The organism is Rahnella inusitata (assembly GCF_003263515.1).
Lineage (GTDB): Bacteria > Pseudomonadota > Gammaproteobacteria > Enterobacterales > Enterobacteriaceae > Rahnella > Rahnella inusitata.
This window is the reverse complement of sequence record NZ_JYDE01000005.1, coordinates 1-25,924: the sequence shown is the minus strand read 5'-3', so window position 1 is coordinate 25,924 and position 25,924 is coordinate 1. Positions and strand designations below refer to the sequence as shown.

The following is a 25,924-nucleotide window of genomic DNA, read 5'->3' as shown; positions in this document are numbered from 1 at the left end:
CATCAAATTGACACATTTTGTTATGTTATCACATATCAAGTGGTCGATGACGATGAGCGGGTTGAAGGGAATGACAGCAGAAAAGGCGAAAAAGTGCGAACCGGTTCTGGCGGTAGAGAGGCTGACGTTATGGATCGCCGGTGAAAAACGCATCTCGGACGTCAACTTTCGCATCCACGCGGGCGAGCGCGTTTGTCTGCTCGGCGCGTCCGGGTGCGGCAAATCCCTGACCGCCAAAACCATCACCGGTACACCGCCACCGGGTGTGCGTATCAGCGGCAGCATCCGTGTCAACGGTGTGGAAGTCTGCGGAAAACATCCGGTAGTGCGGCCTCAGGCGGGTCGCGTGGCGACGGTGTTTCAGGACTCTTCCACCGCACTGAATCCGCTGATGACGCTCGGTAAACAATTACGTCTCGCCCTGCCTGCTGCCTGCGACGGTGAAATCACTGCCATGCTGGAGGCCGTCGGGCTCGGCGATATTCCGCGCTTTGCGGCCCGCTATCCGGCGGAGCTTTCCGGCGGCCAGCGCCAGCGGTTGTGTATCGCGCTGGCAATGCAGTCTTCCTCTTCCCTTTTGGTCGCCGATGAGCCGACCACCGCGCTTGATGTACTGACCCAGCAAAGCGTCGTCGATGTGATGCGCAAGGCCAGTGAAGCACGGGCTCTGCTGTTTATCACCCATGACATCACGGTGGCTGCGCAGCTTTGCCAGCATGCGCTGGTAATGGAAAATGGCCGGCTGGTCGAATCCGCCAGCATGGCGCAGTTACTGTCTCAACCGCAGCACCCTTACACTCAGCGTCTGGTTCAGGCGGCAAAACAGGCCGCACTGCCTTCGCAAATTGCATCTCTTTGCGGAGTGGCTGTCTGATGTCCCCTTCCCTGCATCTGGTGACCGAACCTTTTCTGCATCTTCACAACGTCAGCCGCCATCTGTCACTGCCGCGCGCTTTCTGGCGGGCACCCGTGGAGCGTAATGTGTTGTTCTCACATTTGTCGCTCAGTATTGGTCGCCATGAACGCATCGGGCTGGTGGGTACCTCCGGCTGCGGAAAATCGTCACTGCTCAAAATTTTGCTGGCGATGAATGCGCCTGACAGCGGCGAGGTGTTCTGCGACGGCGTACAACTCCGCCCCGGCTCCGCGCGTTCACTGCGCGAGTACCGCCGCCGCGTGCAATATATTCCGCAGGATCCGGCCAGTTCGCTGCCGCCTGGGCATACTGTCGGGCAGATTGTGGCCGGGCCGCTGAAACACCTTGGCTATAACGGCGAAATCTGGTCGCGCGTGCGGGAAGTGCTGGCGCAGGTCGGGCTGAATGAAACGCTGCTGCAACGCAAAGCGGGCGCATTGTCCGGCGGCCAGGCGCAACGCGTAGCGATCGCCCGTGCGCTGGCGATTTCCCCTGAATTTCTGATTGCCGATGAACCGGTCAGCGGGCTTGATCTGCCGCTGCGCGCGCAAATCAGGCAGCTCTTGCAGCAGGTGACGCAACAAAACGGCATGGGGCTGCTGATGGTGACGCACGATATTTCGATGGCCGCCGGGCTGTGCGAGCGGCTGCTGGTCATGCACGCTGGCCAGATAATCGAAGACCGCGCAACACAAGATATTCTGCGTTTACCGCACCACCCGCATACCCGCCAGCTGTTGCAGGCGATCCCCCATTTACCTTTGACCGTTAACGGATAACCGGATGTTTACCCGCACTCTTTCGCGCACTGGCGCGCCCTGGCCGCCGTTACTGCTCGGCAGTAATCTGGTGTTCAACATTGGCTTTTACGCCGTCGTGCCGTTTCTCGCCATCTTCCTGCGCGACGACATGCTGCTCTCCGGCTGGGCTATCGGGCTGGTGCTTGGCCTGCGAACTTTTTCACAGCAGGGGATGTTTTTACTCGGCGGCGCGCTGTCCGACCGCTTCGGCGCACGAGTGGTTATTCTTTGCGGCTGCATGGTGCGTATTGCCGGTTATCTGCTGCTCGGGCTTTCCGATACGCTGACGCCGGTGATTATCGGTGCCTGTCTGACCGGTATCGGCGGTGCGCTGTTCTCGCCCTCTATCGAAGCGCTGCTGGCGCAGGCAGGGACGCACAGTGAGAAAGCCGGGAAACGCAGCCGCGCCGAATGGTTCGCGCTGTCAGCCGTGTGTGCGGAACTGGGCGCAGTGCTCGGGCCACTGCTCGGATCGCTGCTGTCCGGTTACGGTTTTCAGCCGGTGGCGCTGGCCGGTTCGGGCCTGTTCCTGCTGGCGCTGGTGGTCTTGTTCTTCACCCTGCCCGCAGCGCCGAAACGTGCTGCTGAACTGAAAATTGTCCCGTGGTGGCAGACTTTCCGTCAGCCGCGCTTCGTGGCGTTTATCGTGGCCTACAGTGCTTATCTGTTTAGCTACAACCAGCTGTATCTGGCGTTACCGGTGGAGCTGCGACGTTCCGGCGGCGGTGAGCAGGATCTCGGACCGCTGTTTGTGCTGGCGTCGATTCTGGTGATCGTACTGCAAATGCCACTGGCGCGTTTCTCCCGCCGGATTGGCGCGCGGATCATCCTGCCCGCCGGTTTTATGCTGCTCTCTTCAGCCTTCGCCGCAGTCGCGCTGTTTGCGTGGACGGTGCCGCCGGATGGCTGGCTGCGCCTGCTGCCGTCGGTACTGCTGATCACGCTGCTGACCGTCGGCCAGATGCTGATTGTGCCGGTGGGGATGGATCTCATTCCGCGTTTTGCCGGGCAACATAATCTGGGCGCACATTATGGTGCACTCTCCTCTATGGGCGGCATCGCGGTGCTGGCGGGCAATTTCATGCTTGGCGGGCTGCTCGATACCGCCCTGACGCCTTCGCCCGGCGCGGTGATCCCGTGGCTGGCGCTGGCCGCCGTTCCTTTTTTAAGCGCGCTGGCGATGTGGCGAATCTGCCGCCAGCTGCCTCCTCCCGCAATCTGACAAGGAATTTCTGATGTCACCGTTACGTATAAGCCCGCTGGCCGGGCTGCTTTCTGCTGCACTTTTACTGACCGGTTGCTTCAACGAGGCCGATAAAATCCCCGAAAACAGCGGGGATGCGCGCCTGCGTCTGGCGATGTTACAACCGCCGCGATCCGGTCTGACGCCGCTCAGCGATGACGCGTTCAAACTGTCGCGCTGGAGTACGGCAGAAACGCTGGTCGTTCTCGATAAACTCGGTGAAGCCCAGCCAGCGCTGGCAACAAAATGGCAGCAAACCGGTGAAAACAGCTGGCGCTTCGAGCTGCGCCCTGACGTCAAATTCCACGACGGCACCGCGCTGGATGCGGCCACCGTGGTGAACGCGCTGACCGTTGCAGCGCACGCGGCACCCAAACCCCGCATTCTGGATGGCGTGCAGCTGACCGCCGCTGCCGACGGCGAACGGGCGGTTGTCGTCACCACGGCGCAGCCGGATCCGCTGCTGCCGCAGCGTTTATCCAGCCCGCAACTGGCGGTGTTATCGCAAAAAGCCTACAGCGCCAGCGGCGTGGTAGATCCGCGTCACACCGGCTCCGGCCCGTTCGAACTGGTGCAGGTTAACGGCACCAGCAGCGCACGCCTCGAACGTTTCGATGGCTACTGGGGTGAAAGAGCCAAAGCCAGCGGCATTGACGTCAGTTTTGTGCCGGACGGTACCGCCCGTGGCGCGGCCCTGCGCACCGGCACGGCAGATATCGTTGAAGCTATTCCGGTTTCGCAGGCGCCATTGCTCGATCAACGCTTAATTCATGAAGTGCCGATGCCCCGCACCAACACCCTGTATCTGAATACAAAGCTTGGCGTGATGCAGGAACCGGCGCTGCGTGCCGCCGTGCGTGACGCAATAAACCGTCAGCAGCTGGTGGATAACGTCTACGAAAAACGCGCCGACGTGGCGCAGGGTCTGCTCGGCCCGGCGTTACCCTGGGCGGCACCGCTGCGACAGCCGGTGAGCGCGCCAGTTACCGCGCGCAAACCGGCGGGTGAAACCATCACGCTGGCGACCTTCAGCGATCGTGCCGAACTGCCGGAAGTGGCGGTGTATCTGGCGCAGCAGCTGACCGCCGCCGGTTTTAACGTCAAACAGGTAGTGCGCGAATACTCACAAATTGAGGCCGATGCGCTGGCGGGTAAATTCGATGCCTTTATTCTTTCCCGCGCCACGGTGCTCGATTCCGGCGATCCGGTGGCGTATCTGTACAGCGATTTTGCCTGTAAAGGCTCGTTTAACATTGCCCAGCTTTGCCGCCCGGAAATCGATCAGGCGCTGCAACGTGCGTCGGTCATCCCGGCGGGCATTGAACGCCGCAAGGCCATTATGCAGGCTGAAAACCTGATCCTCGCCACCGATGCCGCCATCCCGATGCTGCACGAGCGCGTCATTCAGGGCGAAGCCGCCAATGTGCGCGATGCCGTGCGTGACCCGCGTGAACGCACGCTGATCAACGCCGCAACACAGCGCGTGGAAGAGACCGACTGATGAGCGAGTCGCTGTATTGCCGCACCTGCGCGGGCGTCAGCCGTTTTCGCCAGAGCCAGCCGACGACGCTGTTGCCACTGATCTCCCGCCTGCTGACGCTGGCCGCGATTGTGGTGCTGATCGGCCTGCTGCCATGGCTTTCAGGCACCGATCCGGCACTGTCCCTGCTTCGTGCCCGCTCCGGCGATCAGGAAGCCACGGCGGAGACGCTGAACGCGATCCGTCTCTCGCTCGGGCTGGATCAGGGGCCGTGGCACGCGCTGCTGCACTGGCTCGGCGGTCTGTTACGCGGTGATGCCGGGATATCGTGGGTGTCGGGACTGCCGGTGTTGCCAGGCATGCTGCGGGCAACCGGTGTTTCGCTGACGCTGATGGCTACGTCTGCACTGGTGGCGATGATCATTGCATTGCTGCTATGTGCGGGAACGCTTAAACGTGGATTGCAGGGCGGTACGCCGCGTCCGGCGGGTTTTCTGGCGGCGCTGCTGACTGCGCTGCCAGAGTTTTTACTGTCTTCGCTGTTGCTGATCGTCGGTGCGGTCTGGCTGTCGCTTTTTCCGCCCTACGGGTGGATGGGCTGGCATTACGCCGTGCTGCCCTCGCTGGCGCTGGGTTTGCCTGCGGGCGGTTACCTTGGCCGTCTTTATTCCGATGCGCTGACCGGCACGTTTAACGAAAGCTGGCTGACGACGTGGAGCGTGCTCGGCATCAAACGTCGCCACACGGCGCTGGCGGTCATCATGCGCGCACTGCCGGGCGTGATGCCGTTAACCGGTCTGGTGCTGGTGGCGCTGACCGGTGGTGCTGTCGCGGTGGAAAAAGTGTTCGCCATCCCCGGTCTTGGTCGCGCTACGCTCGGCGCAGCGGCGGCCGGTGACTTACCGGCGTTGCAGACCGGCGTGATGATCCTGCTACTGCTGGCGTCCGTCATCGGCATACTGGCAGGCGGCGCACGACGGCTGTTGCTTGGGCGTGCGCTGTTGCTCGGCGCTATGCCGGTTCCGGCGCAGGCCGCGCCAGCGCACAAACAACGGGCGTGGATCCCACTGCTGTGTCTGGCCTTTCTGATGGCGATGGTGATTGCCGGTTTACCACGCGATCCGCTGACGTCCGGCTATCTGCGTTTGCAGCCGCCGTCGCTGGGGTTGCCTTTCGGGGCGGATGCGATGGGGCGTGACCTTCTCGCCCGCGTCGCACACGGGACGCTCAATACCTGCTTACAGGCGCTGGCCGTGTCGCTAATGTGTCTGGTCATTGGCATGGCGGTCGGTGCTTTCCCACGGGCGATGACCGGCCCCATCGAAGTGACCAACGCGCTGCCGCCGGTGATCGCCGGATTAGTGATCGCTGCGGTCAATGGCCCGACCGCGACCGGCGCGATCATCGCCGTTACGGCCGTCAGCTGGGCCCCGCTCGCCGCGCATACCGCCGCGCTGGTGGCAGAAATTCAGGCGCGTCCTTACATGAAAATGCTGCCGTTGGTGGGCACAGGGACTTTACGCCGCACGGTATTTTATGTACTGCCTGCCCTCTCCGGCTCCTTATTGCGCCACGCCATGTTACGTCTGCCGGGCATCGCGCTGGCGCTGGCATCTCTCGGCTTTCTGGGATTGGGCGCCCACCACCGGTGCCGGAGTGGGGACGTGTTCTGGCTGAAGGGATGCCGTATATGGAACGCGCCGGGTGGAGCGTCTTCGCGCCTGCTGCTGCGCTGAGCGTGTTATCGATTATGGCGGTTACGCTCAGCAGTCTGAGGTGGAAAAAATCGGACACCGCACACTGAACCGTTATCTGAATCGCTAAATCGCGCTAAGCTGTCGGCTCGATTTTTAAGGGGTGACAGGAAATGGATGCGCGTAAACCGCTGGACGGATTCGCCAGCAGTGTGATGGTGGTGTTGTGTGTTATCTGGGGCGTGCAGCAGGTGGCGATCAAAAGTGCTGCCGCTGACATCTCGCCGTTGTTGCAGGTCGCGCTGCGCTCCGGCATCGCCGGACTGGCGGTACTGATTTTGTTGCTGGTGCGCCAACGTAAAATTCCGTTCAGCGCGGAAAATTTCGGCCCCGGTTTGCTGGTCGGCCTGCTGTTTTCGATCGAGTTTATGTTTGTCGCCGAAGGGCTGCGATTCACCACGGCGGCGCACATGGCGGTATTTCTCTATACCGCGCCCATCTTTGCCGCGCTGGGGCTGCATTTTCTGGTACCGGAAGAACGGCTGAGCGGTCTGCAATGGTCGGGCGTGGGCGTCACGTTCATCGGCGTGATTGTGGCATTTCTGTTTGGCGGTCACACCGCGAATTCACCGCAGGCCAGCAATATGCTGCTTGGCGATTTCTTCGGCCTGCTGGCCGGGGCATTCTGGGGTATGACCACCATTGTGGTACGCCGCAGTAAACTTTCCTCCGGCAGCGCCACCATGACGCTGTTCTATCAGCTGGCCGGGGCTTTCGTGCTGCTCGGCGGACTGGCGCTGCTGACCGGCCAGATCCAATTCCATCTCACGCCGGTGTCGGTCACCAGTATGGTGTTTCAGAGCGTAGTCGTTACCTTCGCCAGCTATCTCGCCTGGTTCAGCCTGATGCGCCGTTACCACGCCTCGCGGCTGGGGATCCTGTCATTTATGACACCGGTGTTCGGCATTATCGCCGGTGTCATTTTCCTGCACGAACCGCTTAAGGTGAATTTCATTATCGGTGCCCTGCTCATTATGCTCGGCATCCTGACGGTCAGCGCCGAAAGCGTGCTGAAGCAATGGGTGGCGAAGCGACGCAGGTAAGCCGGAGGTCGCAGATCGCGAACGCACCGTGATGACACAAAACACGGAGGGTATTTAGCAAGAACAAGCTTGTTTAATTAGTGCGGGATCGGGTAGGTTGGTTCCTCACTTCGCGAGAGGACGAAAACATGCCTGTTTTGCATACCAGCCATGGTGATATCGATTATCAGGATATCGGTACGGGCGACACAACTCTGTTCCTTATGCCCGGCTGGTGCCAGCCAAAAACCGTCTTCAATGACTTTTCTGAGCTGGCGGCAGCTTTCTTCCGTGTTGTCATTATCGACTGGCGTGGTCATGGAAAATCAACGACCGATGGTCAGGATTTTGACGGGGCTGCATTACTGACAGAAGCGTTGGCACTCATTGAACATCTCGGCCTGAACCGGGTCATTCCGGTTTCTGTCGCACATGCCAGTTGGATAGCGGTGGATTTGGCAGAACGTTTAAAAGAACGTGTGCCAGGGATGATATTCCTTGATTGGATCATGAATCAGCCTGCGAAGGAGTTCTACACGTCAATCAAAGAGATGCAGCATGAAGATAGCTGGCAGTCTGCACGGAACCAGTTGTTCGAGTTTTGGTTAGCAGAAAGCGACTCACCGGTGATGATCCATCATCTAAAAACTGAAATGGCAGATTCCAGCTATCAGTTGTGGCGACTTGCAGGGCAGGTGATCGCAGATGCCTATCATAAACACGGCTCGCCGCTGCAACGCCTCGATAAACTCGACAATCCACCGAAGGCTACCCACATCTATTCCCTCGACAGAAACGACGAATACCTTGCTTTACAACAGCATTTCGCTATGACGCATGAATTCTTTGAGGTGGAACGTTTGAAGAACGCCAGAACTCATCTGGCGGTGCTTGAAAGACCGGCGGATGTACTGGCGAAAATTATGGAATCGCTATAAATCTTTCATCGCTCAACCGGCGATAGTTGGCGACCGGTCTGGTCGCTCAACCCGGACAGAACGCTCGTTTAGTGAACTCTTTATTTGGCGAAGTTATTTTGCCAGGAGTTCTTTTCGCACGATTTCTGCCCCTGCACTTAACGCATCGAGCTTACCTCTTGCAACTGAACGAGGTAATGGGATCATACCGCAGTTGGTGCAAGGATAGAGCTTGTCGGCGTCTACAAACTGCAGGGCTTTTCGAAGCGTCGCCGCGACTTCTTCCGGGGTCTCAATGGTATTCGTCGCCACGTCAATGGCGCCAACCATCACCTTTTTCCCGCGAATAAGTTCCAGAAGCTCTATCGGAACATGAGAGTTTTGGCATTCCAGTGAAATAATATCGATATTAGATTTTTGCAGTTTTGGAAAAATCTCTTCGTATTGTCTCCACTCTGTCCCGAGCGTTTTTTTCCAATCTGTATTGGCTTTGATGCCATAGCCGTAGCAAATGTGTACCGCAGTTTCACATTTAAGCCCTTCGATGGCTCTCTCTAACGTGGCAATTCCCCAATCATTCACCTCATCAAAGAAAACATTAAATGCGGGCTCATCGAACTGAATAATATCGACACCCACGGCCTCTAATTCTTTGGCTTCTTCGTTGAGAATTTTAGCGAATTCCCACGCAAGCTTTTCGCGGCTTTTATAATGGTTATCATACAGCGTATCAATCATCGTCATCGGCCCTGGCAGAGCCCATTTAATAGGTTGATCTGTTTGCTGGCGTAAAAATTTGGCATCTTCAACAAAAACGGATTTTTGGCGACTTACCGGGCCAATGACTGTCGGTACACTGGCTTCATAACGATTACGAATTTTAACCGTCTCACGCTTCTCAAAATCAACGCCGTTGAGATTCTCAATAAACGTTGTGACAAAATGCTGACGCGTTTGCTCGCCATCACTGACAATATCAATACCAGCTTGTTGTTGATCTTCCAGGCACAAACGCAGGGCATCTTTTTTGCCGTCAATTAATTCCTGATCTTGCAATTTCCAAGGTGACCAAAGTACTTCAGGTTGCGCAAGCCAGGAAGGCTTAGGTAAGCTGCCAGCAGTTGACGTAGGTAATAACTTTTTCATAATAGATGACCTTGTAATTTTGGTTAATCAAAGAACGGAAGCAGCAGTCCATTGTTCAAGAACACGTTGGTAGGGTTTGATGAAGTTTTCCTCAGTAAACTTCCCCTGCTCAATAGCTAACTGGCTACGTTCCTCTCGATCATAAACAATTCGCGTTAAAGAATAATCCTGGAAATTTAAGCTTGGCTGATACTCTTTTCCTGCCGCTGAATTCGCATTGTAAATCTCAGGTCGGTAAATCTTTTGGAAAGTTTCCATCGTGCTGATGGTACTGACCAGCTCAAGATTCGTGTAATCACTGAGTAAGTCGCCAGAAAAATAGAAGGCCAAAGGCGCAACACTGTTTTTAGGCATGAAATAACGCGCACGCAATCCCATTTTTGAGAAATATTCATCCGTCAGAGAAAGTTCATCCTGCTGATATTCGATGCCCAATACCGGATGTTCATTACCCGTACGGTAATAGGTGTTTTTACTTGAAACACTCAGACAAATGACCGGTGTTTTATTAAAGTTGTCTTTATAAACATCTGAGTTAAGGAAGCATTTAAATATATTGCCGTGGAATTCGCCAAAATTGTCAGGAAGGCTAAATTCAGTTTGCTTTTTATTGTGCTCAGGCAGTAATACGCTAAAGTCAAAATCTCGCACATAAGAGGAAAAATTATTCCCCACAATGCCTTCAAAGCGTTCGCTGGTTTGTTTATCAACGATATTGGTTTTCAGTATTTCAATCACCGGGAAGGAATCAGCCTTTCCTTCAATGTGAATATTCAACTGAACCGTAATGATTTCAAGTTCGACTGAATAACGGTCACCTTTCGGGTTATCCCAATGTGCCAGGGAATTGAAACGGTTATCAATCATCACCAGAGTGTTGCGCAAGTTTTCCTGGCGTTTCTCACCCCTTGCCAAATTGGCAAAGTTGGTTGTAATACGCGTACTTTCCGAGGGGTTATAATTTTCGTCGAAACGAATGCTCTTAAGAGTAAAAGTAAATTCTTTATTCATTGTAATTTGACTTCCCGACTTCTGATATAAAACCTGATTTTATTGGTTGCTTTTCAGGGCTTCCCCGTTTTTTTGGTTTTTTAGCAGTCTTCATGTTTTATTAGGTTAACAGCGATGTACAATTTATGCCTGAGTCGTTGATTGAGGAAAAGTGATTTAATTTCACTGAACATGAACGATATTCATGATCGGGTATAGGATCAGGATGGCGGCAGGGAGATGTTCAGCGTGACTCACTGAACAGCTGTAGTAAAGCAATGAATAAGAGGATTGATGATGCTCTTCATCCCTAAAAGGGATAACACCACAATTTGCCCTCCCCGCTGCCCCATGTTCAAATACCCTTTTTACCCGTTCTCACAGAAGCGCCGATGAAAAAAAGTGAATTTATCGCTCAGGATCTGCTGAGCAAGATTTATCAGCACAGCGGATCACTCCCTGAAAAGTTGCCGCCGGAGCGCCAGCTGGCGGAGGAGTACGGGGTTTCGCGTTTCACAGTGCGTAAGGCGCTGGAAAAAATGGTGAGTATCGGGGCAGTGCGGATCGTTCAGGGCTCGGGGATTTACATTAATCCGGGCGTCAGCAGTAATCCGCTGGTGTACAACTCGATCACTGAGAAGAAATTCACCGACATCAGTTTCAAAATGCTCGAGCTGCACAAGCGGCGGCCTGACAAAGAAGAACAGCAGGTTTTCGGATTAACCCGCGACGATTTTATCTGGGCATTCACCCGCCTGCGCCGCATTAATCAGCGCAATGTGCAGATAGAATACTCACGCATGCCTGCAGAGGGTTTTGCCGATCTGAATCAGACAACCATCGAGCATTCGATCCAGCAATACATACTGAGCAAAGGCTATGCGATTTCGCATTCCCTCACCCGCTATCAGGCGGTGACGGTCAGTAAAGAGCAGGCGCAAACGCTCGGTTGCAAAAAAGGCATCGCCGCCATGCACATTACCAACAGAGGCATTTTACAGGGCGGCCGGGTATATGCGTTAAGCGATATCGTGGATATCGATTATTCCTGTACCTACGTCATCCCGTTTAATCAGGACAATCTGGCCTTCCGCCAGACCTAAGGTGTATGGATCACGCCGTTCGGCAGGCGGCTTTGCGTCCATTCATGCGGGCGATACACCACCGGAAACTCATCCGCCGCAAGCTGGTCAAATCCCACACCGATCCCCACCTCTTCACTCGGATAAAAGTAGCCGTTCTCAGGTGCCTGGGCGCCGGGGAAAACCCGCTGCGTATTCGCCGGATAGGCCACAAACTCCTGGATCGCAGCGTTATGCAGATGGATATTCAGATGCGTATTCACCGCAGCGCCGATGGGCGTCATATCCGGCGGGCAATGCCATGCCAGCCGTACGCCGAAGCTCTGACAGAAATGCGCCAGTTTCAACGCAGGGGTGATGCCGCCGATTTGTGAAACGTGGCAGCGAATGAAATCGATCCGGCGGTTGATAATCAGATCTTTCCATTCGGCGGGATTGTTAAACAGCTCGCCGGTCGCCAGCGGAACAGCGGTCTGGTTGCGGATCTGCGCCAGCCATTCGTTTTGATCCGGCGGCAGGATATCTTCGATAAAGTAAGGGCGATATTGCTCGACGGCTTTGGCGAACTGCACCGCCTGCTGCGGGAACAAACGTTCGTGAACGTCGTGCAAAATATGGAACTGATTGCCGTATTTCTCACGCAGTGCTTTGAACATCGCCAGCGTGTTATCTGTGTACTGATCCTGATCGTAATACGCGCCTGCCGACGGTTCACGCGTGCTGTGGAAATCACGCGCATTACCGCCGTAAAAGCCCAGCTGGCAGCGGATATGGCGGTAACCTTCGGCCAGAAGACTGTCCACTTTCACGTAGAGTTCTTCCAGCGTTTCCCCGGCGGCGTGGCTGTACGCGGTCACCGCATCTTTCGATTTCCCCCCAAACAGATGGTACAGCGGCATATTCGCCAGTTTGCCTTTAATATCCCACAGCGCCATATCAACGCCTGCGATAGCATTGTTAATCACCGGCCCGTTGCGCCAGTAAGCGTTGACCATCATCATCTGCCACAAATCTTCGATATGATTAGCATCGCGGCCAACGAGCAACGGTTTCAGGTATTCATCCACCATCAGTTTGACCGCCAGCGGACGTTGCTGGAACGTCGCACAGCCCAGCCCGAAAACGCCGCCGTCGGTTTCAATTCTCACTACCACTAAATTATGGCGATCCGGGCGGGTAATCTGGCATTCAATATTCGTAATCAGCACAGGCTGCATGAGAAATCCTTAATACTATTCATAATGAAAGTCTGACTTGCCAGCAGAATAAAATGGCAAAGGAATATTCGTATTGAGGTTATTTCAACGTATTTTCGCCCCGCTTGTAAACCTTAAATTGATGATTTTATTTTGGTCTGAAAGCACCTCGAATAGCCCCTTAAAACCGTACCAATTTTGCTTTTACCGCTGATAAGCTGGCTTTGCAATGCAGTTATGTGATGAAGATCCGGTTTTATTGGTTTGTTTTTAAAAACGTGCGTCATTACACTTCATTCCCATCTGACAAAACCTTTCGTCGCGGAGTTCCAGGGTGAATACAGAAACAATGCAGTCAGTAATTAAACTGGTTGGCGGTGCAGAAAATATAAATAAAGTCTGGCATTGCATGACGCGTCTGCGTTTTGATTTAGTGGATGAAAATAAAGTCGCGTGGGAAGAGATTAAAAATCTGCCGGGCGTTTTAGGTGCGCAAAGCCAGAGCGATCAGGTTCAGATCATCATCGGGCCAAAGGTTAATGTGTGGTACGAAGCTATTGTGTCACAGCTGGAACCGGTCGCCGGGGCAACAGGAAATGTTTCCACAAAAGGACGCAAAAGCCTGGTCTCGCTGTTCATGGACACAGTCTCCGGCGTGTTCGGGCCGATCGTTCCGGCCATCGCAGGTGCGGGGATGATCAAAGGGTTACTTGCCGGACTGATTGCGCTGAAAATTATCTCGGGAAAAAGCGAAACGGTGATGATCATTGATTTGATCGCCAGCGGTGTTTTCTACTTTCTGCCCTTTTTCCTGGCGGTCTCCGCAGCCAGGATCTTCAAAACCAACGAATACCTCGCAGCCGCCGTGGCGGCATGCCTGATGTATCCGACGCTCATCGACGCCGCGAAAGCGCTGGCCAGCCATACCGCTGGCGCACCGACCGCGCTGTATTTTATGGATGTGCTGCCGGTCTCGGTCTTCAACTATTCGGCCAGCGTGATCCCGGTGATTTTCTCGGTACTGGCGCTGAGTTACATCCACCGCTGGGTGGATAAAATCATGCCGGACGTGCTGAAAACCGTTTTCACACCCACCCTGACGTTGTTTATCGCCGCGCTGGTTTCGCTTACGGTCATCGGCCCGGCGGGGATTTACCTCGGTAAACTGCTGGCGTTCGGGATCCAGGGATTATTTGACGTCTCGGCGGTGTTTGCAGGCTTTATCGTTGGGGCGATCCGTCCGGTGGCGATCCTCACCGGGATGCATCACGCCATGACGCCGATCGCGCTGCAAAACTTCACCGATCAGGGCTGGGACATGCTGATGCCGATGATGTTTATGGCCAACATGGCGATTGCCGGATCAACCTTTGCGATTTACTTCCACGTCAAAACCCGCGAACAGAAATCCGTGGTGCTGTCGGCAGCGATTTCAGGGCTGTTGGGGATCACCGAACCGGCGCTGTTCGGCGTACTGACGCGCTACAAAAAAGCGTTTATCGCGACGACAATCAGCAGTTCGGTGGCATCTGCGTTCATCGCTTTCTTTGGAGTGAGATTGTACGGCTATATTCTGTCGAGTATTTTCAGCCTGCCCGCCTACATCGGCCCGTACTTTATCTATGTTCTGATGGGCGTGACGCTGTCTCTGGGGCTGTCATTTACGCTGACATATCTGATGGTCGTAAAAGGAAAAGGCACCGAACAGACGGCGCCTCTGGTTAATCAAACACGTTGATGTGTTCAGGCCGCTGTCTGGGACTGAACGATCCCGGACAGCGCCGAATCCTGAATACGGTTGGTCAGACGGCCAATGTTTTCGATTTCCACTTCGATGACGTCATCCTGATGCAGGAACAGCGGAGGAACGCGGGTTTTACCGACGCCGCCCGGAGAACCGGTCATGATCACATCCCCCGGTGAAAGCTGTGTAAACGTGCTGATATAAGCGATGATCTGCGGAATGGTGTGGATCATGTTGGCGGTAGTGTCGTCCTGCACCAGACGGTTATTCAGCCAGGTTTTAATTTTCAGATTCTGCGGGTCACCCACTTCATCCGCAGTCACCAGCCACGGGCCAAACGCCCCGGTAGACGGCCAGTTTTTTCCGGCGGTGTACCATTTATGCTGCCAGTCACGCACCGAGCCATCCATATAGCAGCTGTAGCCCGCGATATGGGCAGGCGCGTCTTCCGCTGAAATGTTGCGGCCTGTGCGCCCGATAACAATCGCCAGCTCGCCTTCGTAATCAAACTCATTCGTTGATGCCGGTTTAATCACGGTGCCGTTATGCCCTACCTGAGAATCCGCAAAGCGGATAAACAACGTGGGTGCCGGATTCGTTTCGTTAAATTCTTTACGCTTTTCCGCGTAGTTCATGCCCACGCCAAAGATTTTACCCGGACGGTCAATGACCGGCAGAAAACTTATGTCGTTCAACTGAAGATCAGCAGACAGTGCGACGTAACGTTGCAGTGAGTCGAGCGGGTAATGCGCCATGAATTCGTTAATATCCCGGCACCCGGCGTGAAGGCCCACGTCGACGATGCCGTCAGCGTTAAGGATGCCAAAACTTTTTGTGTGTTCTTTATTGATGACGAAATTGACAATTTTCATAGATGTACTCAGATTCTTATTTTACTTAAAACAGGCGGATTCGCTGCCGCAATAACCGGCCACGCCAGGCCTGCGACCCCGAAGATCGCGAGATTATTGACCCTGCCTCTCATGCCTTCTACTATATTTTATTACCAAATCGATGAATTTCAGGAATACATGATAAATAACAGAGACCTGGACTACTTTGTGACAGCAGCGCAGATAATGAATTTGAGACTTGCGTCACAAAATTTAAATATAACTCAGCCTGCACTTTCCAAATCTATCACCCGTCTGGAGAAAGAACTCAGCATAAAACTGTTCAAACGGGCAGGTCGCGGGCTGGAGCTCACCGAGGCGGGTCGCATTCTTTATCAGCGTGGTCTGGCGCTGCAAAGTTCGTATCATGAGATAACGGAAGTGATGAATGAACTGAGCAGCGGTGCAGGCGGTATTGTGCGCGTGGGGATTTCAGGTTCCTCAACCCAGTTCCTGTTGCCAGAAATCTGCAAAATGTTGCAGTCGCAGGTGCCGAACATGAAGCTGGAAATTCAGATCGGCATGAACGACGTGCTGTTCACTCTGCTGGAACGCCACGCGATAGACATTATTATTGGCCCGCTGGTGAATTACGAAAGCCCGGTCGTACAACTTCCGGTCACCGCCGACCGCGTGGTGGTCTGCGCCTCCAGTGACCATCCGCTGGCTGGCAAACCCACTTCGTTGCGCGACCTCAGCCGCTTCGGCTGGATCTTACCGGCTAAAACCGTGTCGATGCGCCAGTGGCTGGACGGGATCTTTTACGAGAACCATTGCCCGCCGCCGGACGTCAAAGTAGAAATCAGCTCGCTGGCGTCCGTTCCCGGTTTGATCGCCAAAAGCGGGTTGCTGAGTTTTCTCTCTGAAAATATTCTGGCGGAAGAAGAGTTTATTTCGCGTCTGATCCGTATCGATAACGAGCAGCTGGTAATGGAACGCCGCGTGGGGATCACGTGGCTGGAAGGGGCATTTTTGTCACCCGCCACGCAGAAAGTGATCGAAGTGACTAAGGCCGTCGGAAAGAAAATGCAGATGGAAAGCCGCCGGGTATTGGAGGAATAACCTCCTCACCGGCGCAAAAGTAAGGTGAATCAGACCAGATGACAGGCCACGCGATGGCCGTTTTCCACGTCACGCAAGAGCGGGATTTCCGCGCGGCAACGTTCGGTTGCCAGCGGGCAGCGGGTGTGAAAACGGCATCCGGCAGGAGGTCTGGAGGGATCCGGAATTTCACCGCTGACCATCGCCACCGGTTCGCTGTCAGGGTCGAGGGTCGGCACCGCGGCCAGCAGCGCCTGCGTGTAGGGATGCAAAGGCTGGCGAAACAGTGCGTCACGACTGGCAGTTTCCACCAGCTGACCAAGATACATCACCGCCACATCGTCACAAAGATGCTCAACCACGCCCAGATCGTGGGAGATAAACAGAAACGTCACACCGTGATCGTCACGTAAATCCGAGAACAGATTGATGATTTGCGCCTGAATCGACACATCCAGCGCAGAAATGGGTTCATCGGCAATGATAAATTCCGGTTGCAGGATTAGCGCGCGGGCGATGCCAATACGCTGGCGCTGACCGCCGGAAAACTCGTGGGGGAAGCGATTGTAATGCAGCGGCGAGAGGCCGCAGATCTTCATGACTTCCAATACTTTGGCGTGCAGTTGTGCGCGCGTACACAACTTGTGTTCCAGCATTGCTTCACCAATGGCGTCACCGATACGGATCCGCGGGTTCAGCGAACTGTAGGGATCCTGAAACACCAGCTGAATTTTAGGCCGCAGTGCTTTCAGCTGTTTGGGTTTTAGCCGGTGCAGATCTTCCCCGCGAAATTTCACGCTGCCTGCCGTTTTGTCATACAGCCCAAGCAACGTGCGCCCGACGGTCGTTTTGCCGCTGCCGGACTCTCCCACCAGGCCAAAAATGGTGCCTTTGCGGATATTAAAACTGACGCCATCCACCGCGCGCACCTGGCCGGTTTCCTGCCCGAATACGCCATCGCGGATCGGGAAGTGTTTTTTCAGCCCATCGACTTCAATCAGATATTCCGTGCTCATGACGGCAACTCCCCGCTTTTCATTTCATTCGCCGGACTCAGTCCGCTGTAAAAACACGCGGCCTGTCGCGACTGCCCTTCCAGCGGCGGAATGCCTTGACGGCAACGCTCTGTCGCGCGGTCACAGCGATCGGTGAACGCGCAGTAAGGCGGCAAGGCGGCCAAATCTGGCACCTGACCGGGGATGGAATATAACCGGCGGCGGCGTTCGCCTGGCGTCGGCCTGGAGGCTATCAGCCCCTGTGTGTACGGATGCAGCGGGTTACGCAGCACCTCAGCAGTCGCCCCCTGCTCAACGATTTTACCGGCGTACATCACCACCACGTGGTCGGCCATTTGCGCAATCACACCTAAATCATGGGTGATCAGCATCAGCGCCATATGATGCCGCTGTGCCTGTTCGCGCAGTAAACGCAGGATCTGCGCCTGCACGGTGACGTCCAGCGCGGTCGTCGGTTCGTCGGCGATGAGCAGCTGCGGTTTGCAGCTCAGTGCCATCGCTATCATGATGCGCTGCAACATGCCGCCGGAAAGCTGATGCGGGTAACTCTTCATCAGGCTTTCGGCGCGCGCCAGCCCGACGTCGGTAATCATTTGCGTCGCCAGCGCCCACGCCGTTCGCGGTGACTCACCCCGGTGGCGGATCAGAGGCTCGACCAGCTGTTCGCCAATCGTCAGCACCGGATTTAGCGCCGTCATCGGTTCCTGAAAGATCATCGCCAGCTGATTGCCGCGTAGATCGGCCATTTGCGACGGACGCAATTTAAGCAGATCACGCCCCTGAAATAAGATTTCGCCGCCGTCGATACGCGCCGCCTGAGGCGGTAACAGCCCCATCAGCGACATGGCGGTGACGCTTTTGCCGCAGCCGGATTCGCCAACAATGCCGACGGTTTGTCCGGCCTGAACGTCAAACGTAACGTCCTGCACCGCACGCACGCGCCCCTGATCGCTGGAAAAAGAGAGAGAAAGCTGATTAAAACGGATCAATGGCTGAGTCATTTTTTGCTCCGTTTCATTTTGGGATCGAGCGCATCACGCAGGCCATCGCCCAGTACGTTTATGGCTATCACGGTGATGAAAATCGCGATACCCGGTGGCATCCACAACCACGGACGGCGCTGGAAGTCGATCAGGCTGTTGGCGGCATCCATCATATTTCCCCACGACGGCGTCGGCGGCACCACACCCAGACCGAGATAGCTGAGTGCGGATTCGCTGAGGATGGCATTCGCAACGGCCATCGTGGCCATGACCACCAAAATCGGGACCGTATTCGGCAATAAATGGCCGAACAAACGACGGCGCGATGACAGACCGAGCACCTGCGTCGCGAGCATAAAATCACGCTCGCGCAGTGACAGGATCTGGCCGCGAACCAGACGCGCCAGCTTGGGCCACTCCAGCAGGCTGAGCATGACAATCACCATGTAGACGCGTGAATCCGGCGAGAAATCCAGTTCCGACAGCATCGCACCCATGACAATCAGCAGTGGCAAACTGGGGATCGTCATCACCAGATCGGCAAACCGCATGATGATTTTATCGGCCACGCCGCCGAGATAACCCGATACCGCACCCAGCAGATAGCCAAGTGTCACCGAAAGCAGCATCGTCAACAGCCCGATGATGAGCGAGATGCGCCCTGCCAGCAGCAGACGGGTGTAAACGTCACGCCCGAGAAAATCTGTGCCGAGCCAGTGTTGCGCATTCGGTGCTTTATTAATCATCAGGGCATCGGTGGCATCCTCCCGCCAGGGCGAAAAGTAAGGGCCTACTACGCACCAGACCGCCATCACCACAAGTAAGATCAGGCAAAACATCGCCAGCCGGTTCTCGCGCAGTGCCTTCCACGCCTGCTGCCAGGGTGACGGTGTCACTTGTGCCATCACCGGGATTTGTGCGTCGCGCAGCCGGCGGTTAGTTGAAAATAACGATCCGAACATCACGACCTCACACGAATGCGCGGGTCAGCCCACGCGTAAAGCACATCGGCAATCAGGTTGCCCAGAATAGTTAACACCGCCAGAAACAGCGTGAACCCCATCAGCACCGGGTAATCACGCGCCGCCAGCGAATCGATATGAATGTGCCCCGCTCCCGGCCAGTTAAAGACTTTCTCAGTGATAAGCGCACCGGAAAACAGCCCCGGCAGCTCGAATCCCAGCAGCGTAATGATCGGCAGCAGCGCATTGCGCAGCGCATGTTTCAAGATAACCGTGCGTTCGCGCAGCCCTTTGGCGCGCGCGGTGCGAATGAAGTCCATACGCACGACATCCAGCATACTGGCGCGGAAATAGCGTGTCAGGCTGCCCGCCTGCAGCATCACCAGCGCCACCACCGGGAGCACCAGGTGCGCCGCCACCTGCATCACCCAGGCCCAGCCTGTGGCGTCGCTACCCGTGTTGGTCATACCGCCCACCGGCAGCCAGTGCAGATCCACTGCAAACCATTTGATCAGCAGCAGACAGAGGAAAAATGTCGGAAAGGACATTGCGGCGAAAATCACCACGCTGACCACGTGATCGAACAGCGAATAGGGTTTCATCGCCGAGACAATGCCCACTGCCAGCGCGATCCCCCAGTAGAGCACCATCGCGATAGTCGCCAGCAGGAAGGAGTTCCAGATGTACTGGTTCAAAAGCTGGCTGACGGGGATCTGATATTGCAGCGAGAACCCGAGATCGCCCTGTAACAGATTCCCCAGCCAGTGCAGATAGCGGCTGATTAACGGCTGATCGAGGCCGTATAACGCTTTCAGCTCGGCAGCGCGTTGTGCCGTAAGGGTGATGTTTCCGTCGATGAAATCGCCCGGCGTTTTGGCAAACAGCATGAAGATGAGCAATGAAGCGAGGAACAACATCGGAATGGTTTGAAGCAAACGACGCAGAATGAAATTTCTCATGACTTTCTCATTGAAGCTGCCGGTCAAGACCGGCAGCAACGTGATTTTGATTATTTGACGATTTTGACATCCGGCAGGCTGCCGGTCAGACCGTTATAGATGTCCGGTTTGAAGCCGGTCACGCGGGCGCTGCTGGCCGACAGAATCTTACGGTTACCGAGCAAGATGACCGGGGGATCGTTAGCCAGCACCTTATAGAGTTCATGATAAATTGGCTTACGTTTTTCGATATCCAGCGTGGCATTACCCTCGTTGATGAGCTTATCCACTTCGGCATTGTGATAGCCCTGAACGGCGGCCTCGGTGCTGTAGAAGTCCCATACGCCATCGTGCGGATCGTTCAGCGTACTGGTGCTGAAGGACGCAAGATCGTAATTACCGGCCTTGCGCTGCGACATCAGCGCATTGAAGTCCACCACCTGAGGTTTCAGCAGCACGCCAATTTTCTGATAATCCTCTTTAGCGATCGGGATCAGCGCATCGTTCAGCACTTTTTTGCTTACTAACAGCGTCAGTTCCAGACGTTTTCCGTCTTTTACACGGATGCCGTCGCTGCCGGTTTTCCAGCCCGCTTCATCGAGCAATTTCTTCGCCTGCGCCGGATCGAATTTATACGGATTCACGCCTTCCGTGTTGTAAGCCCAGGAGATCGGCGAGATTGGCTCGATGGCTACAGTACCGTAGCCCTGATAAACCACGTCGATCAGTTTTTGACGATCCAGCCCGTAGATCAGTGCCTGACGCACTTTCGCATCCTGCAACGCCGGACGTTTAAGGTTGAATTCAATCTTGCTGTAATCGCTGGATCCATACAGGTTGATGTTGGCAAAGCCGAGTAATTTCAGCTGTTCGATATCATCCGGACGGGAAGTGAACGCATCGTAATCGGTATCACCGGTCTGGAATAACTGGAAGTTGGTCGATGGATTGGTGACGCGGTAGATGAAACGCGGGGTTGGCGGGACACCACGGTAATAATTGGTATTGGCGTGGAAACGGATCTCCTGCCCCGGAATGTATTTGTCATAGACATACGGGCCGTTACCGAGCGGTTTGCCATGCAGCGTGCGCAGATAATCGAGATTTCCACGCTGATAGCCTTTACCGTAATACGCTTTCGACAGCACCGGGCCGCCGATCTTTTGCAGCGTGGTCGCGCCCGGCTGGGTAGTCGTCACCTGGAGGGTCAGCGGATCCACCACTTTCAGCCCGCTGACGCTGTCGGCTTTGCCTTGCTTATAGTCATCACCGCCTGCGATGTGTGCCAGCGTGATGTCTGTGTCGCCATCGTATTTCGGGTCATACAACACGGTCAGGGTGAATGCGACATCCTCTGCCGTCAGCGGTGAACCGTCACTGAATTTCAGATTCGGGCGCAGCTTTATCGTGTAGGTTTTACCGTCCGGGCTCACCGTCCAGCTTTCAGCCAGACCGGGAACCAGCTTGCCCTGACTGTCCCAGTCGACCAGGCGTGCGAAGATTACGTTAGTGACGTTCTCATCCCACCCGTTTACGAAGAAGTACGGGTTGAAAATCCCCTGCGGTTCGGAGATCCCTGCGATCACGGTGTCGGTGCGCAGTTTTGCCGAAGCAGGTACCTGACTCGCATCGGTAGCTGGCGTGATGCCTTCTTTGAGCACGTCATCAGCAAATCCAAAAGAAGAAAACATTACGGCGCTGGCCAGTAATGCGATTTTGAAAGAATTCGGTACTGTAGCCAAAAGACATCCCTCTTCAATAAGTGTGCATGCAGTTTACAAAACATGACGAAGAGTAAGGTTGGGGTTTGTCCTTGTCTAACAACGAAAAATTATGGCTTATAGCTTTTAAAGAGCTTGCTGTAAAAGTCGCCAAAACGGTTATGTGGAAACTTTTCCTGATCACACCCAGTAAGTACTTACTAACTCTTTAGCCCCGCGAAGAAGCTGATCCTAAAAGAAAGACCAGCGAAGACCTTGGGATCGCGGGCTATAAAAAACGGCGTATCTTGTGACAGATACGCGTGATGACTGATACAACAGTGCGGCGGTTAGGCGGCAGTTTTCTTGCTACGGGCGCTGACTTCCGAGAGGATCTCTTTTTGTTTGTTCTTCTCGCCAATCATCTTGTACCAGCCCGCAAGCTTGCGCAGATCCGGCAATGTCGCTTTCTCATCCACATCGTAAGCACTTAATTTATCGCGATACTCTTCAAAGATACCGATACAGCGTCGCGCCCATTCACCTTCCAGCGCAGAGCCTGCCACAGCACGCGGACGACGTGGTAAACGCGGACGCAGTGGTTTGCTGGCCTCTGGCGTGGATTCATCCACGTAGGCGAACTTGATGGACATGACCGTTCTGCCCTGCTTCACCGGCTCCCAGACTACGGAGATATCCGTATTGGCATTGATCCGGTTAATCGTTGGCTCCAGCAGCTTTTGGCGGAAGTCACGATAGTCCTCGTATTTGCCCGCCAAACCGGCCTTCTCGCGCATCCAGTTCAGATCCAGGGTCACTTCAATGGCTTTACCGCTGCGGCGCCCATAGAGGTTCTTGGCTTTGATTAGCCAGCCATACAGACGAACGGAGAACGGTGTATCGAGTTTTGCAATGTTGGCAAAATTCAGCTTAGTAAAAGATTCTTTGAGTTCATAGAGATACGGCGCAACATCCTGCCCAAACCTCAGTACCACCGCGCTGTGATCGTCACTGCTGACGTATTCCAGACGCGAGAACCAGGACAATTGCACGGTACGCACCTTGCCGGTTTTGACGTCCGGTTTATAGATCGTCACCGGTTTTTTCATCAGGCTTTCCGCCGCTTCGCGCAGCTGCCGGTGGCTGCTGGTCGGGTTTACCCCGTAGATACGCTGATAATCCTGAGGAAAAAGACGGTACAACGTGTCCGGTTGCGGTTTCCTGCTATCAATTTGTGCCAGAGCCAGGTTCAGCAGGCGCATTTCATCCAGAGTGACGCTGTAAGCGCCTTCCAGAAGATCGTTCCCCTGAACTACGGTCAGTTTATTCAGTTCCATGTAGCAGGATCCATAGGTGGAAAGTAGGTAAATTATTCCACATAAAAAATACTAACGTAAAGTAAAAACAGGTGTTATTTATTCCTTATACTTCAATTGCTTAAGTAAGGATCGAAAAAGACAGATCAGGAAAAACCTCCACATATTGATTTCAGAACCACAAAGGATCCTTTTTTTAACATCTTGGATCATCACACTTTTTACAGGAAATCACTCCACATATGCCGTGGAAGATCATTTTGGAAGATCGCGATTATTGAGGAACATGAAAAGCCAGAATTCATTCCGGACTACAGAAAATCACTCCACATGAGTCGCGAGAATGTCTATTAATCATACGTAATCGGTTTGTGATCAACTTCTCACTTCTTCAGAAGCGGCAAAAGTGCCCTGCCCCGGACGATCATCAGGAAAAATCTCCACATATGTCTCCCAGAGGGATCAGATAATCTTTCCACATGTAGCATAAGGCGATCGCGAGATCAGGAAATCTCTCCACATAAGTGTTCAGGGGGGATCACAGAAAATGTCTCCACGTATAGTCTGCCAAGGGATCAGGAAATCTTTCCACCTGTGGGTGAGAAATCATTTATCCGATCAAATTTACGAGCATCATTATTGTTACGAGATCAGGTAATGTTTCCACATATAAGTATGTGACACTGTCACCTGTTATATTAACTAATTGATTTAACGTGATTAAGTGACTTATTCACTTCTCTTTGTCACGTAAGATGATCAGATAATTCTTCCACATAAGAGGAATCAGGGATCAGATAATCTCTCCACATATGCTCTTTTACTGTGAATAAAGTGAAGCTGGTTTGCCAGATCTAGTGGGTTCACGATCCAAAAGTGACAGTTAGGGCATCACGTGACGCTGTCACAGGAAATTCTTCCACATATGGATAAAATAAGAGATCAGGAAATCCCTCCACCTTGTAGAAAAACTGTTTTCTGACGGTAAGTTAGCGAAGAATTGGCTAGAATAGGCGTAGGAGCATCGGATGAGGCAGGATATCCACAGGAAATCTCTCCACGTCGATAATCTCCTGATCCATAAAGACTTTATCCACAGGAAAAAGCTCTACATTGATCATGAAAAGGATCCACATCCAACAGGAATTATCTCCACCCCAGACAGGAAACCTCTCCACAATTGCACGTGTAACTTATTAATATATAAAGTGAAAAACAGCCCTTAAAGAGAAAGATCTAAACTTTAAAAAGAAACAAAACATTATTTGATCTTGGGATCTTCTTTAATGCTGGGAGGGTGTTCAGGAAAATATCAAAGAGTAGAAATTTGTTATCTTGCAGAGGGTTAGTGCGGTATTTGCCAGAAACGGGCCTGCTTTGACCCGTTCCGGCGCAAGATCAGTGACTCACGAGCGTTCGTTATTGATAAGCCAGCCCTGGATCAACTCCGTCAATACGTCTTTCATCTCGCGATCCTGCAGGAAGCAGCTGGTTTTGAAGCGGCGGTGCAACTCTTCGTCAATGTTGGTCTGCAATTTTTTAACTGAAGCTGGTGGCTTAGCTACAGCGTCCAGTGCTGTAGTCAGTTGTCTGTGCTGGCCAAGTTTCATTTTCATTTCAACAACTCCGTAATTTCTTTTGTCATGATTTCAATCTCGCCCTTCGCGTTACCATCCGTTGTATCGAAAACAGTGCCGCCGTCCATCATTGTACGTATGTAAACCTGGCGCTGAGTAGTGCCGGTACGCAATGCAGGAACGCCTGTATCAGCAATCGAGGCTTTGAGGACTTCCAGCATCTTAGCGGATGCGACCTTTTTAGTGATCAGGAAACGCGCAATCACCGGCTGCAAGTTTTCGCGTGCCTCGACGACGGCAAGAATAGCGCCACAGGCTGCAAAATCTAAAGGTGACGGTGTCACTGGTATCAGTACCAAATCACTGACCATAACAGCGGCCGAAGAAATTGCTGAAATTGCAGCAGCTCCATCAATTACCACGTAATCATATTCTTTCAGTTGCTTACGTACGGTGTAGACTTCTTTTTCAGAGGCGGCTTCAGCCAGGTCGAACTGACATTTGCTATCGTCGTACCAGTTACTGATACTTCCTTGTGGGTCGGTATCGACCATCACGACCTTGTGACCTTGTCTTGCAAGACAGGTAGCAATGTTAATGGACGTCGTGGTCTTCCCTACCCCGCCCTTCCCGTTGAGGAAGGAAATAATTTTCGCTGCCATAACACCCTCTTGATGAAGCGTTCGGTGAATTACTTGCATCCCAAAACTCTGAGATTTTAGGATTCAAAAAGTTTGTAATCATAGGATTCTGAGATTTTAAAATCCATGAATCATAGGATTGAGTTGCTACTATAAGGTTTGCATCGGAGGATTTCAATATTTAAGGATTACTGAATTACAAAATCCTATGATTAGGGGATTCTGTGATTCCTTTCCCGACGTCACAGTTAAAGTGCATGGTCTGAAGTAAAGGGGGTAAATGTATATTCTGTGATTGCAGGATTTAAAGATTCTAAGATTATGGAATCCGTAATAGATTGCCCTTAATTGGCGACAGTGAGTAATTTCCTATCTCACAAGAAGCTTGTAATCATACCGGTCGGAATTTTAACATTCACTGAATTATGGGATTCTATGATTTCATGATTTTTGAATCTCAGGGGGCTGAGATTTTAATGGGTTGGTAATGTCTAACCAGAAAAGCAGAAATGAACAATTGGGTATACAAGCAAGAATGCTACTGTAAAATCTCACCATCTCACCATC

At 53.6% G+C, this 25,924-nt stretch carries 21 protein-coding genes and 1 pseudogene; 10 read left to right on the top strand and 12 right to left on the bottom strand.

The window, feature by feature from the left end:
- The first annotated feature begins 70 nt into the window (after window positions 1–70).
- From TU92_RS03250 to TU92_RS03220, 7 genes and pseudogenes are all read left to right on the top strand, one after another.
- The gene (locus TU92_RS03250) at window positions 71–874 is read left to right on the top strand and encodes an ATP-binding cassette domain-containing protein (RefSeq protein WP_208640461.1); all 804 of its coding nucleotides are present in this window, start codon (window positions 71–73) and stop codon (window positions 872–874) included.
- Complete coding sequence (locus TU92_RS03245; RefSeq protein WP_112164532.1) at window positions 874–1,695, top strand: ABC transporter ATP-binding protein; 822 nt, start codon at window positions 874–876, stop codon at window positions 1,693–1,695. The genes TU92_RS03250 and TU92_RS03245 overlap by 1 nt, the downstream gene beginning before the upstream one ends.
- Window positions 1,696–1,699: 4 nt before the next feature.
- Window positions 1,700–2,938, top strand: a complete 1,239-nt coding sequence (locus tag TU92_RS03240; protein ID WP_112164531.1) for an MFS transporter — start codon at window positions 1,700–1,702, stop codon at window positions 2,936–2,938.
- A gap of 13 nt (window positions 2,939–2,951) precedes the next feature.
- Entirely contained in the window at window positions 2,952–4,460 is a 1,509-nt protein-coding gene (locus TU92_RS03235) for an ABC transporter substrate-binding protein (protein ID WP_112164530.1), read from the top strand.
- Window positions 4,460–6,243: pseudogene (locus TU92_RS03230) on the top strand (ABC transporter permease subunit). Before TU92_RS03235 ends, TU92_RS03230 begins: the two are co-directional and overlap by 1 nt.
- Window positions 6,244–6,306: 63 nt before the next feature.
- Window positions 6,307–7,236, top strand: a complete 930-nt coding sequence (locus tag TU92_RS03225) for a DMT family transporter (RefSeq protein ID WP_112164529.1) — start codon at window positions 6,307–6,309, stop codon at window positions 7,234–7,236.
- A 128-nt stretch (window positions 7,237–7,364) separates the two neighbouring features.
- A complete protein-coding gene (locus TU92_RS03220; protein WP_112164528.1) occupies window positions 7,365–8,153 on the top strand; it encodes an alpha/beta fold hydrolase in 789 nt (262 codons plus the stop codon).
- A gap of 93 nt (window positions 8,154–8,246) precedes the next feature.
- Here TU92_RS03220 and TU92_RS03215 read toward each other — a convergent pair whose 3' ends face one another.
- On the bottom strand, window positions 8,247–9,278 hold the full coding sequence (locus TU92_RS03215; protein WP_112164527.1) for a methionine synthase: 1,032 nt from the start codon (window positions 9,276–9,278) through the stop codon (window positions 8,247–8,249).
- A gap of 27 nt (window positions 9,279–9,305) precedes the next feature.
- On the bottom strand, window positions 9,306–10,289 hold the full coding sequence (locus TU92_RS03210) for a DUF1852 domain-containing protein (protein ID WP_112164526.1): 984 nt from the start codon (window positions 10,287–10,289) through the stop codon (window positions 9,306–9,308).
- 371 nt (window positions 10,290–10,660) lie between these two features.
- On the opposite strand from TU92_RS03210, the gene TU92_RS03205 reads away from it, so the two are divergent.
- Window positions 10,661–11,371 (top strand): GntR family transcriptional regulator, encoded by a 711-nt coding sequence (locus tag TU92_RS03205; RefSeq protein WP_112164525.1) that lies wholly within the window; start codon window positions 10,661–10,663, stop codon window positions 11,369–11,371.
- Here TU92_RS03205 and TU92_RS03200 read toward each other — a convergent pair.
- Window positions 11,368–12,567, bottom strand: coding sequence for an enolase C-terminal domain-like protein (locus TU92_RS03200; protein ID WP_112164524.1), 1,200 nt, complete (start codon window positions 12,565–12,567; stop codon window positions 11,368–11,370). The genes TU92_RS03205 and TU92_RS03200 overlap by 4 nt on opposite strands.
- 328 nt (window positions 12,568–12,895) lie before the next feature.
- Between TU92_RS03200 and TU92_RS03195 the strand changes: the two genes are divergently transcribed.
- Window positions 12,896–14,284 carry a PTS transporter subunit EIIC gene (locus TU92_RS03195; protein ID WP_112164523.1) on the top strand — a complete coding sequence of 463 codons (1,389 nt, stop codon included), beginning with the start codon at window positions 12,896–12,898 and terminating at the stop codon, window positions 14,282–14,284.
- Between the two features lie 5 nt (window positions 14,285–14,289).
- Here TU92_RS03195 and TU92_RS03190 read toward each other — a convergent pair whose 3' ends face one another.
- Window positions 14,290–15,162: a fumarylacetoacetate hydrolase family protein gene (locus TU92_RS03190; protein ID WP_112164522.1), complete on the bottom strand. Its 873-nt coding sequence runs from the start codon at window positions 15,160–15,162 to the stop codon at window positions 14,290–14,292.
- A gap of 111 nt (window positions 15,163–15,273) precedes the next feature.
- Between TU92_RS03190 and TU92_RS03185 the strand changes: the two genes are divergently transcribed.
- Entirely contained in the window at window positions 15,274–16,245 is a 972-nt protein-coding gene (locus TU92_RS03185) for a LysR family transcriptional regulator (RefSeq protein ID WP_341866417.1), read from the top strand.
- A gap of 29 nt (window positions 16,246–16,274) precedes the next feature.
- Here the strand turns inward: TU92_RS03185 and TU92_RS03180 are convergent, their stop codons facing one another.
- The 8 genes from TU92_RS03180 to parA form a co-directional block, all read right to left on the bottom strand.
- Window positions 16,275–17,240 carry an ABC transporter ATP-binding protein gene (locus TU92_RS03180; protein WP_112164520.1) on the bottom strand — a complete coding sequence of 322 codons (966 nt, stop codon included), beginning with the start codon at window positions 17,238–17,240 and terminating at the stop codon, window positions 16,275–16,277.
- Entirely contained in the window at window positions 17,237–18,241 is a 1,005-nt protein-coding gene (locus tag TU92_RS03175) for an ABC transporter ATP-binding protein (RefSeq protein ID WP_112164519.1), read from the bottom strand. The genes TU92_RS03180 and TU92_RS03175 overlap by 4 nt, the downstream gene beginning before the upstream one ends.
- Entirely contained in the window at window positions 18,238–19,185 is a 948-nt protein-coding gene (gene opp4C / locus TU92_RS03170; RefSeq protein ID WP_167457494.1) for an oligopeptide ABC transporter permease, read from the bottom strand. Before opp4C ends, TU92_RS03175 begins: the two co-directional genes overlap by 4 nt.
- On the bottom strand, window positions 19,185–20,144 hold the full coding sequence (locus TU92_RS03165) for an ABC transporter permease (protein ID WP_112164559.1): 960 nt from the start codon (window positions 20,142–20,144) through the stop codon (window positions 19,185–19,187). Before TU92_RS03165 ends, opp4C begins: the two co-directional genes overlap by 1 nt.
- Window positions 20,145–20,194: 50 nt before the next feature.
- Window positions 20,195–21,814 (bottom strand): ABC transporter substrate-binding protein, encoded by a 1,620-nt coding sequence (locus tag TU92_RS03160; RefSeq protein WP_244207786.1) that lies wholly within the window; start codon window positions 21,812–21,814, stop codon window positions 20,195–20,197.
- Between the two features lie 359 nt (window positions 21,815–22,173).
- The gene (locus tag TU92_RS03155; protein WP_112164516.1) at window positions 22,174–23,160 is read right to left on the bottom strand and encodes a replication initiation protein; all 987 of its coding nucleotides are present in this window, start codon (window positions 23,158–23,160) and stop codon (window positions 22,174–22,176) included.
- 1,385 nt (window positions 23,161–24,545) lie between these two features.
- A complete protein-coding gene (locus tag TU92_RS03150; RefSeq protein ID WP_056779680.1) occupies window positions 24,546–24,755 on the bottom strand; it encodes a plasmid partition protein ParG in 210 nt (69 codons plus the stop codon).
- Complete coding sequence (gene parA, locus TU92_RS03145; protein ID WP_056779683.1) at window positions 24,752–25,378, bottom strand: ParA family partition ATPase; 627 nt, start codon at window positions 25,376–25,378, stop codon at window positions 24,752–24,754. The genes TU92_RS03150 and parA overlap by 4 nt, the downstream gene beginning before the upstream one ends.
- Window positions 25,379–25,924: the final 546 nt, after the last annotated feature.

What these genes read in the sequence shown, in the direction of transcription:
- TU92_RS03250 (WP_208640461.1), top strand. Translation starts at nt 71, where the DNA reads ATGACAGCAGAAAAGGCGAAAAAGTGCGAACCGGTTCTGGCGGTAGAG.
- TU92_RS03245 (WP_112164532.1), top strand. Translation starts at nt 874, where the DNA reads ATGTCCCCTTCCCTGCATCTGGTGACCGAACCTTTTCTGCATCTTCAC.
- TU92_RS03240 (WP_112164531.1), top strand. Translation starts at nt 1,700, where the DNA reads ATGTTTACCCGCACTCTTTCGCGCACTGGCGCGCCCTGGCCGCCGTTA.
- TU92_RS03235 (WP_112164530.1), top strand. Translation starts at nt 2,952, where the DNA reads ATGTCACCGTTACGTATAAGCCCGCTGGCCGGGCTGCTTTCTGCTGCA.
- TU92_RS03225 (WP_112164529.1), top strand. Translation starts at nt 6,307, where the DNA reads ATGGATGCGCGTAAACCGCTGGACGGATTCGCCAGCAGTGTGATGGTG.
- TU92_RS03220 (WP_112164528.1), top strand. Translation starts at nt 7,365, where the DNA reads ATGCCTGTTTTGCATACCAGCCATGGTGATATCGATTATCAGGATATC.
- TU92_RS03215 (WP_112164527.1), bottom strand. Translation starts at nt 9,278, where the DNA reads ATGAAAAAGTTATTACCTACGTCAACTGCTGGCAGCTTACCTAAGCCT.
- TU92_RS03210 (WP_112164526.1), bottom strand. Translation starts at nt 10,289, where the DNA reads ATGAATAAAGAATTTACTTTTACTCTTAAGAGCATTCGTTTCGACGAA.
- TU92_RS03205 (WP_112164525.1), top strand. Translation starts at nt 10,661, where the DNA reads ATGAAAAAAAGTGAATTTATCGCTCAGGATCTGCTGAGCAAGATTTAT.
- TU92_RS03200 (WP_112164524.1), bottom strand. Translation starts at nt 12,567, where the DNA reads ATGCAGCCTGTGCTGATTACGAATATTGAATGCCAGATTACCCGCCCG.
- TU92_RS03195 (WP_112164523.1), top strand. Translation starts at nt 12,896, where the DNA reads ATGCAGTCAGTAATTAAACTGGTTGGCGGTGCAGAAAATATAAATAAA.
- TU92_RS03190 (WP_112164522.1), bottom strand. Translation starts at nt 15,162, where the DNA reads ATGAAAATTGTCAATTTCGTCATCAATAAAGAACACACAAAAAGTTTT.
- TU92_RS03185 (WP_341866417.1), top strand. Translation starts at nt 15,274, where the DNA reads ATGCCTTCTACTATATTTTATTACCAAATCGATGAATTTCAGGAATAC.
- TU92_RS03180 (WP_112164520.1), bottom strand. Translation starts at nt 17,240, where the DNA reads ATGAGCACGGAATATCTGATTGAAGTCGATGGGCTGAAAAAACACTTC.
- TU92_RS03175 (WP_112164519.1), bottom strand. Translation starts at nt 18,241, where the DNA reads ATGACTCAGCCATTGATCCGTTTTAATCAGCTTTCTCTCTCTTTTTCC.
- opp4C (WP_167457494.1), bottom strand. Translation starts at nt 19,185, where the DNA reads ATGTTCGGATCGTTATTTTCAACTAACCGCCGGCTGCGCGACGCACAA.
- TU92_RS03165 (WP_112164559.1), bottom strand. Translation starts at nt 20,144, where the DNA reads ATGAGAAATTTCATTCTGCGTCGTTTGCTTCAAACCATTCCGATGTTG.
- TU92_RS03160 (WP_244207786.1), bottom strand. Translation starts at nt 21,814, where the DNA reads ATGTTTTCTTCTTTTGGATTTGCTGATGACGTGCTCAAAGAAGGCATC.
- TU92_RS03155 (WP_112164516.1), bottom strand. Translation starts at nt 23,160, where the DNA reads ATGGAACTGAATAAACTGACCGTAGTTCAGGGGAACGATCTTCTGGAA.
- TU92_RS03150 (WP_056779680.1), bottom strand. Translation starts at nt 24,755, where the DNA reads ATGAAAATGAAACTTGGCCAGCACAGACAACTGACTACAGCACTGGAC.
- parA (WP_056779683.1), bottom strand. Translation starts at nt 25,378, where the DNA reads ATGGCAGCGAAAATTATTTCCTTCCTCAACGGGAAGGGCGGGGTAGGG.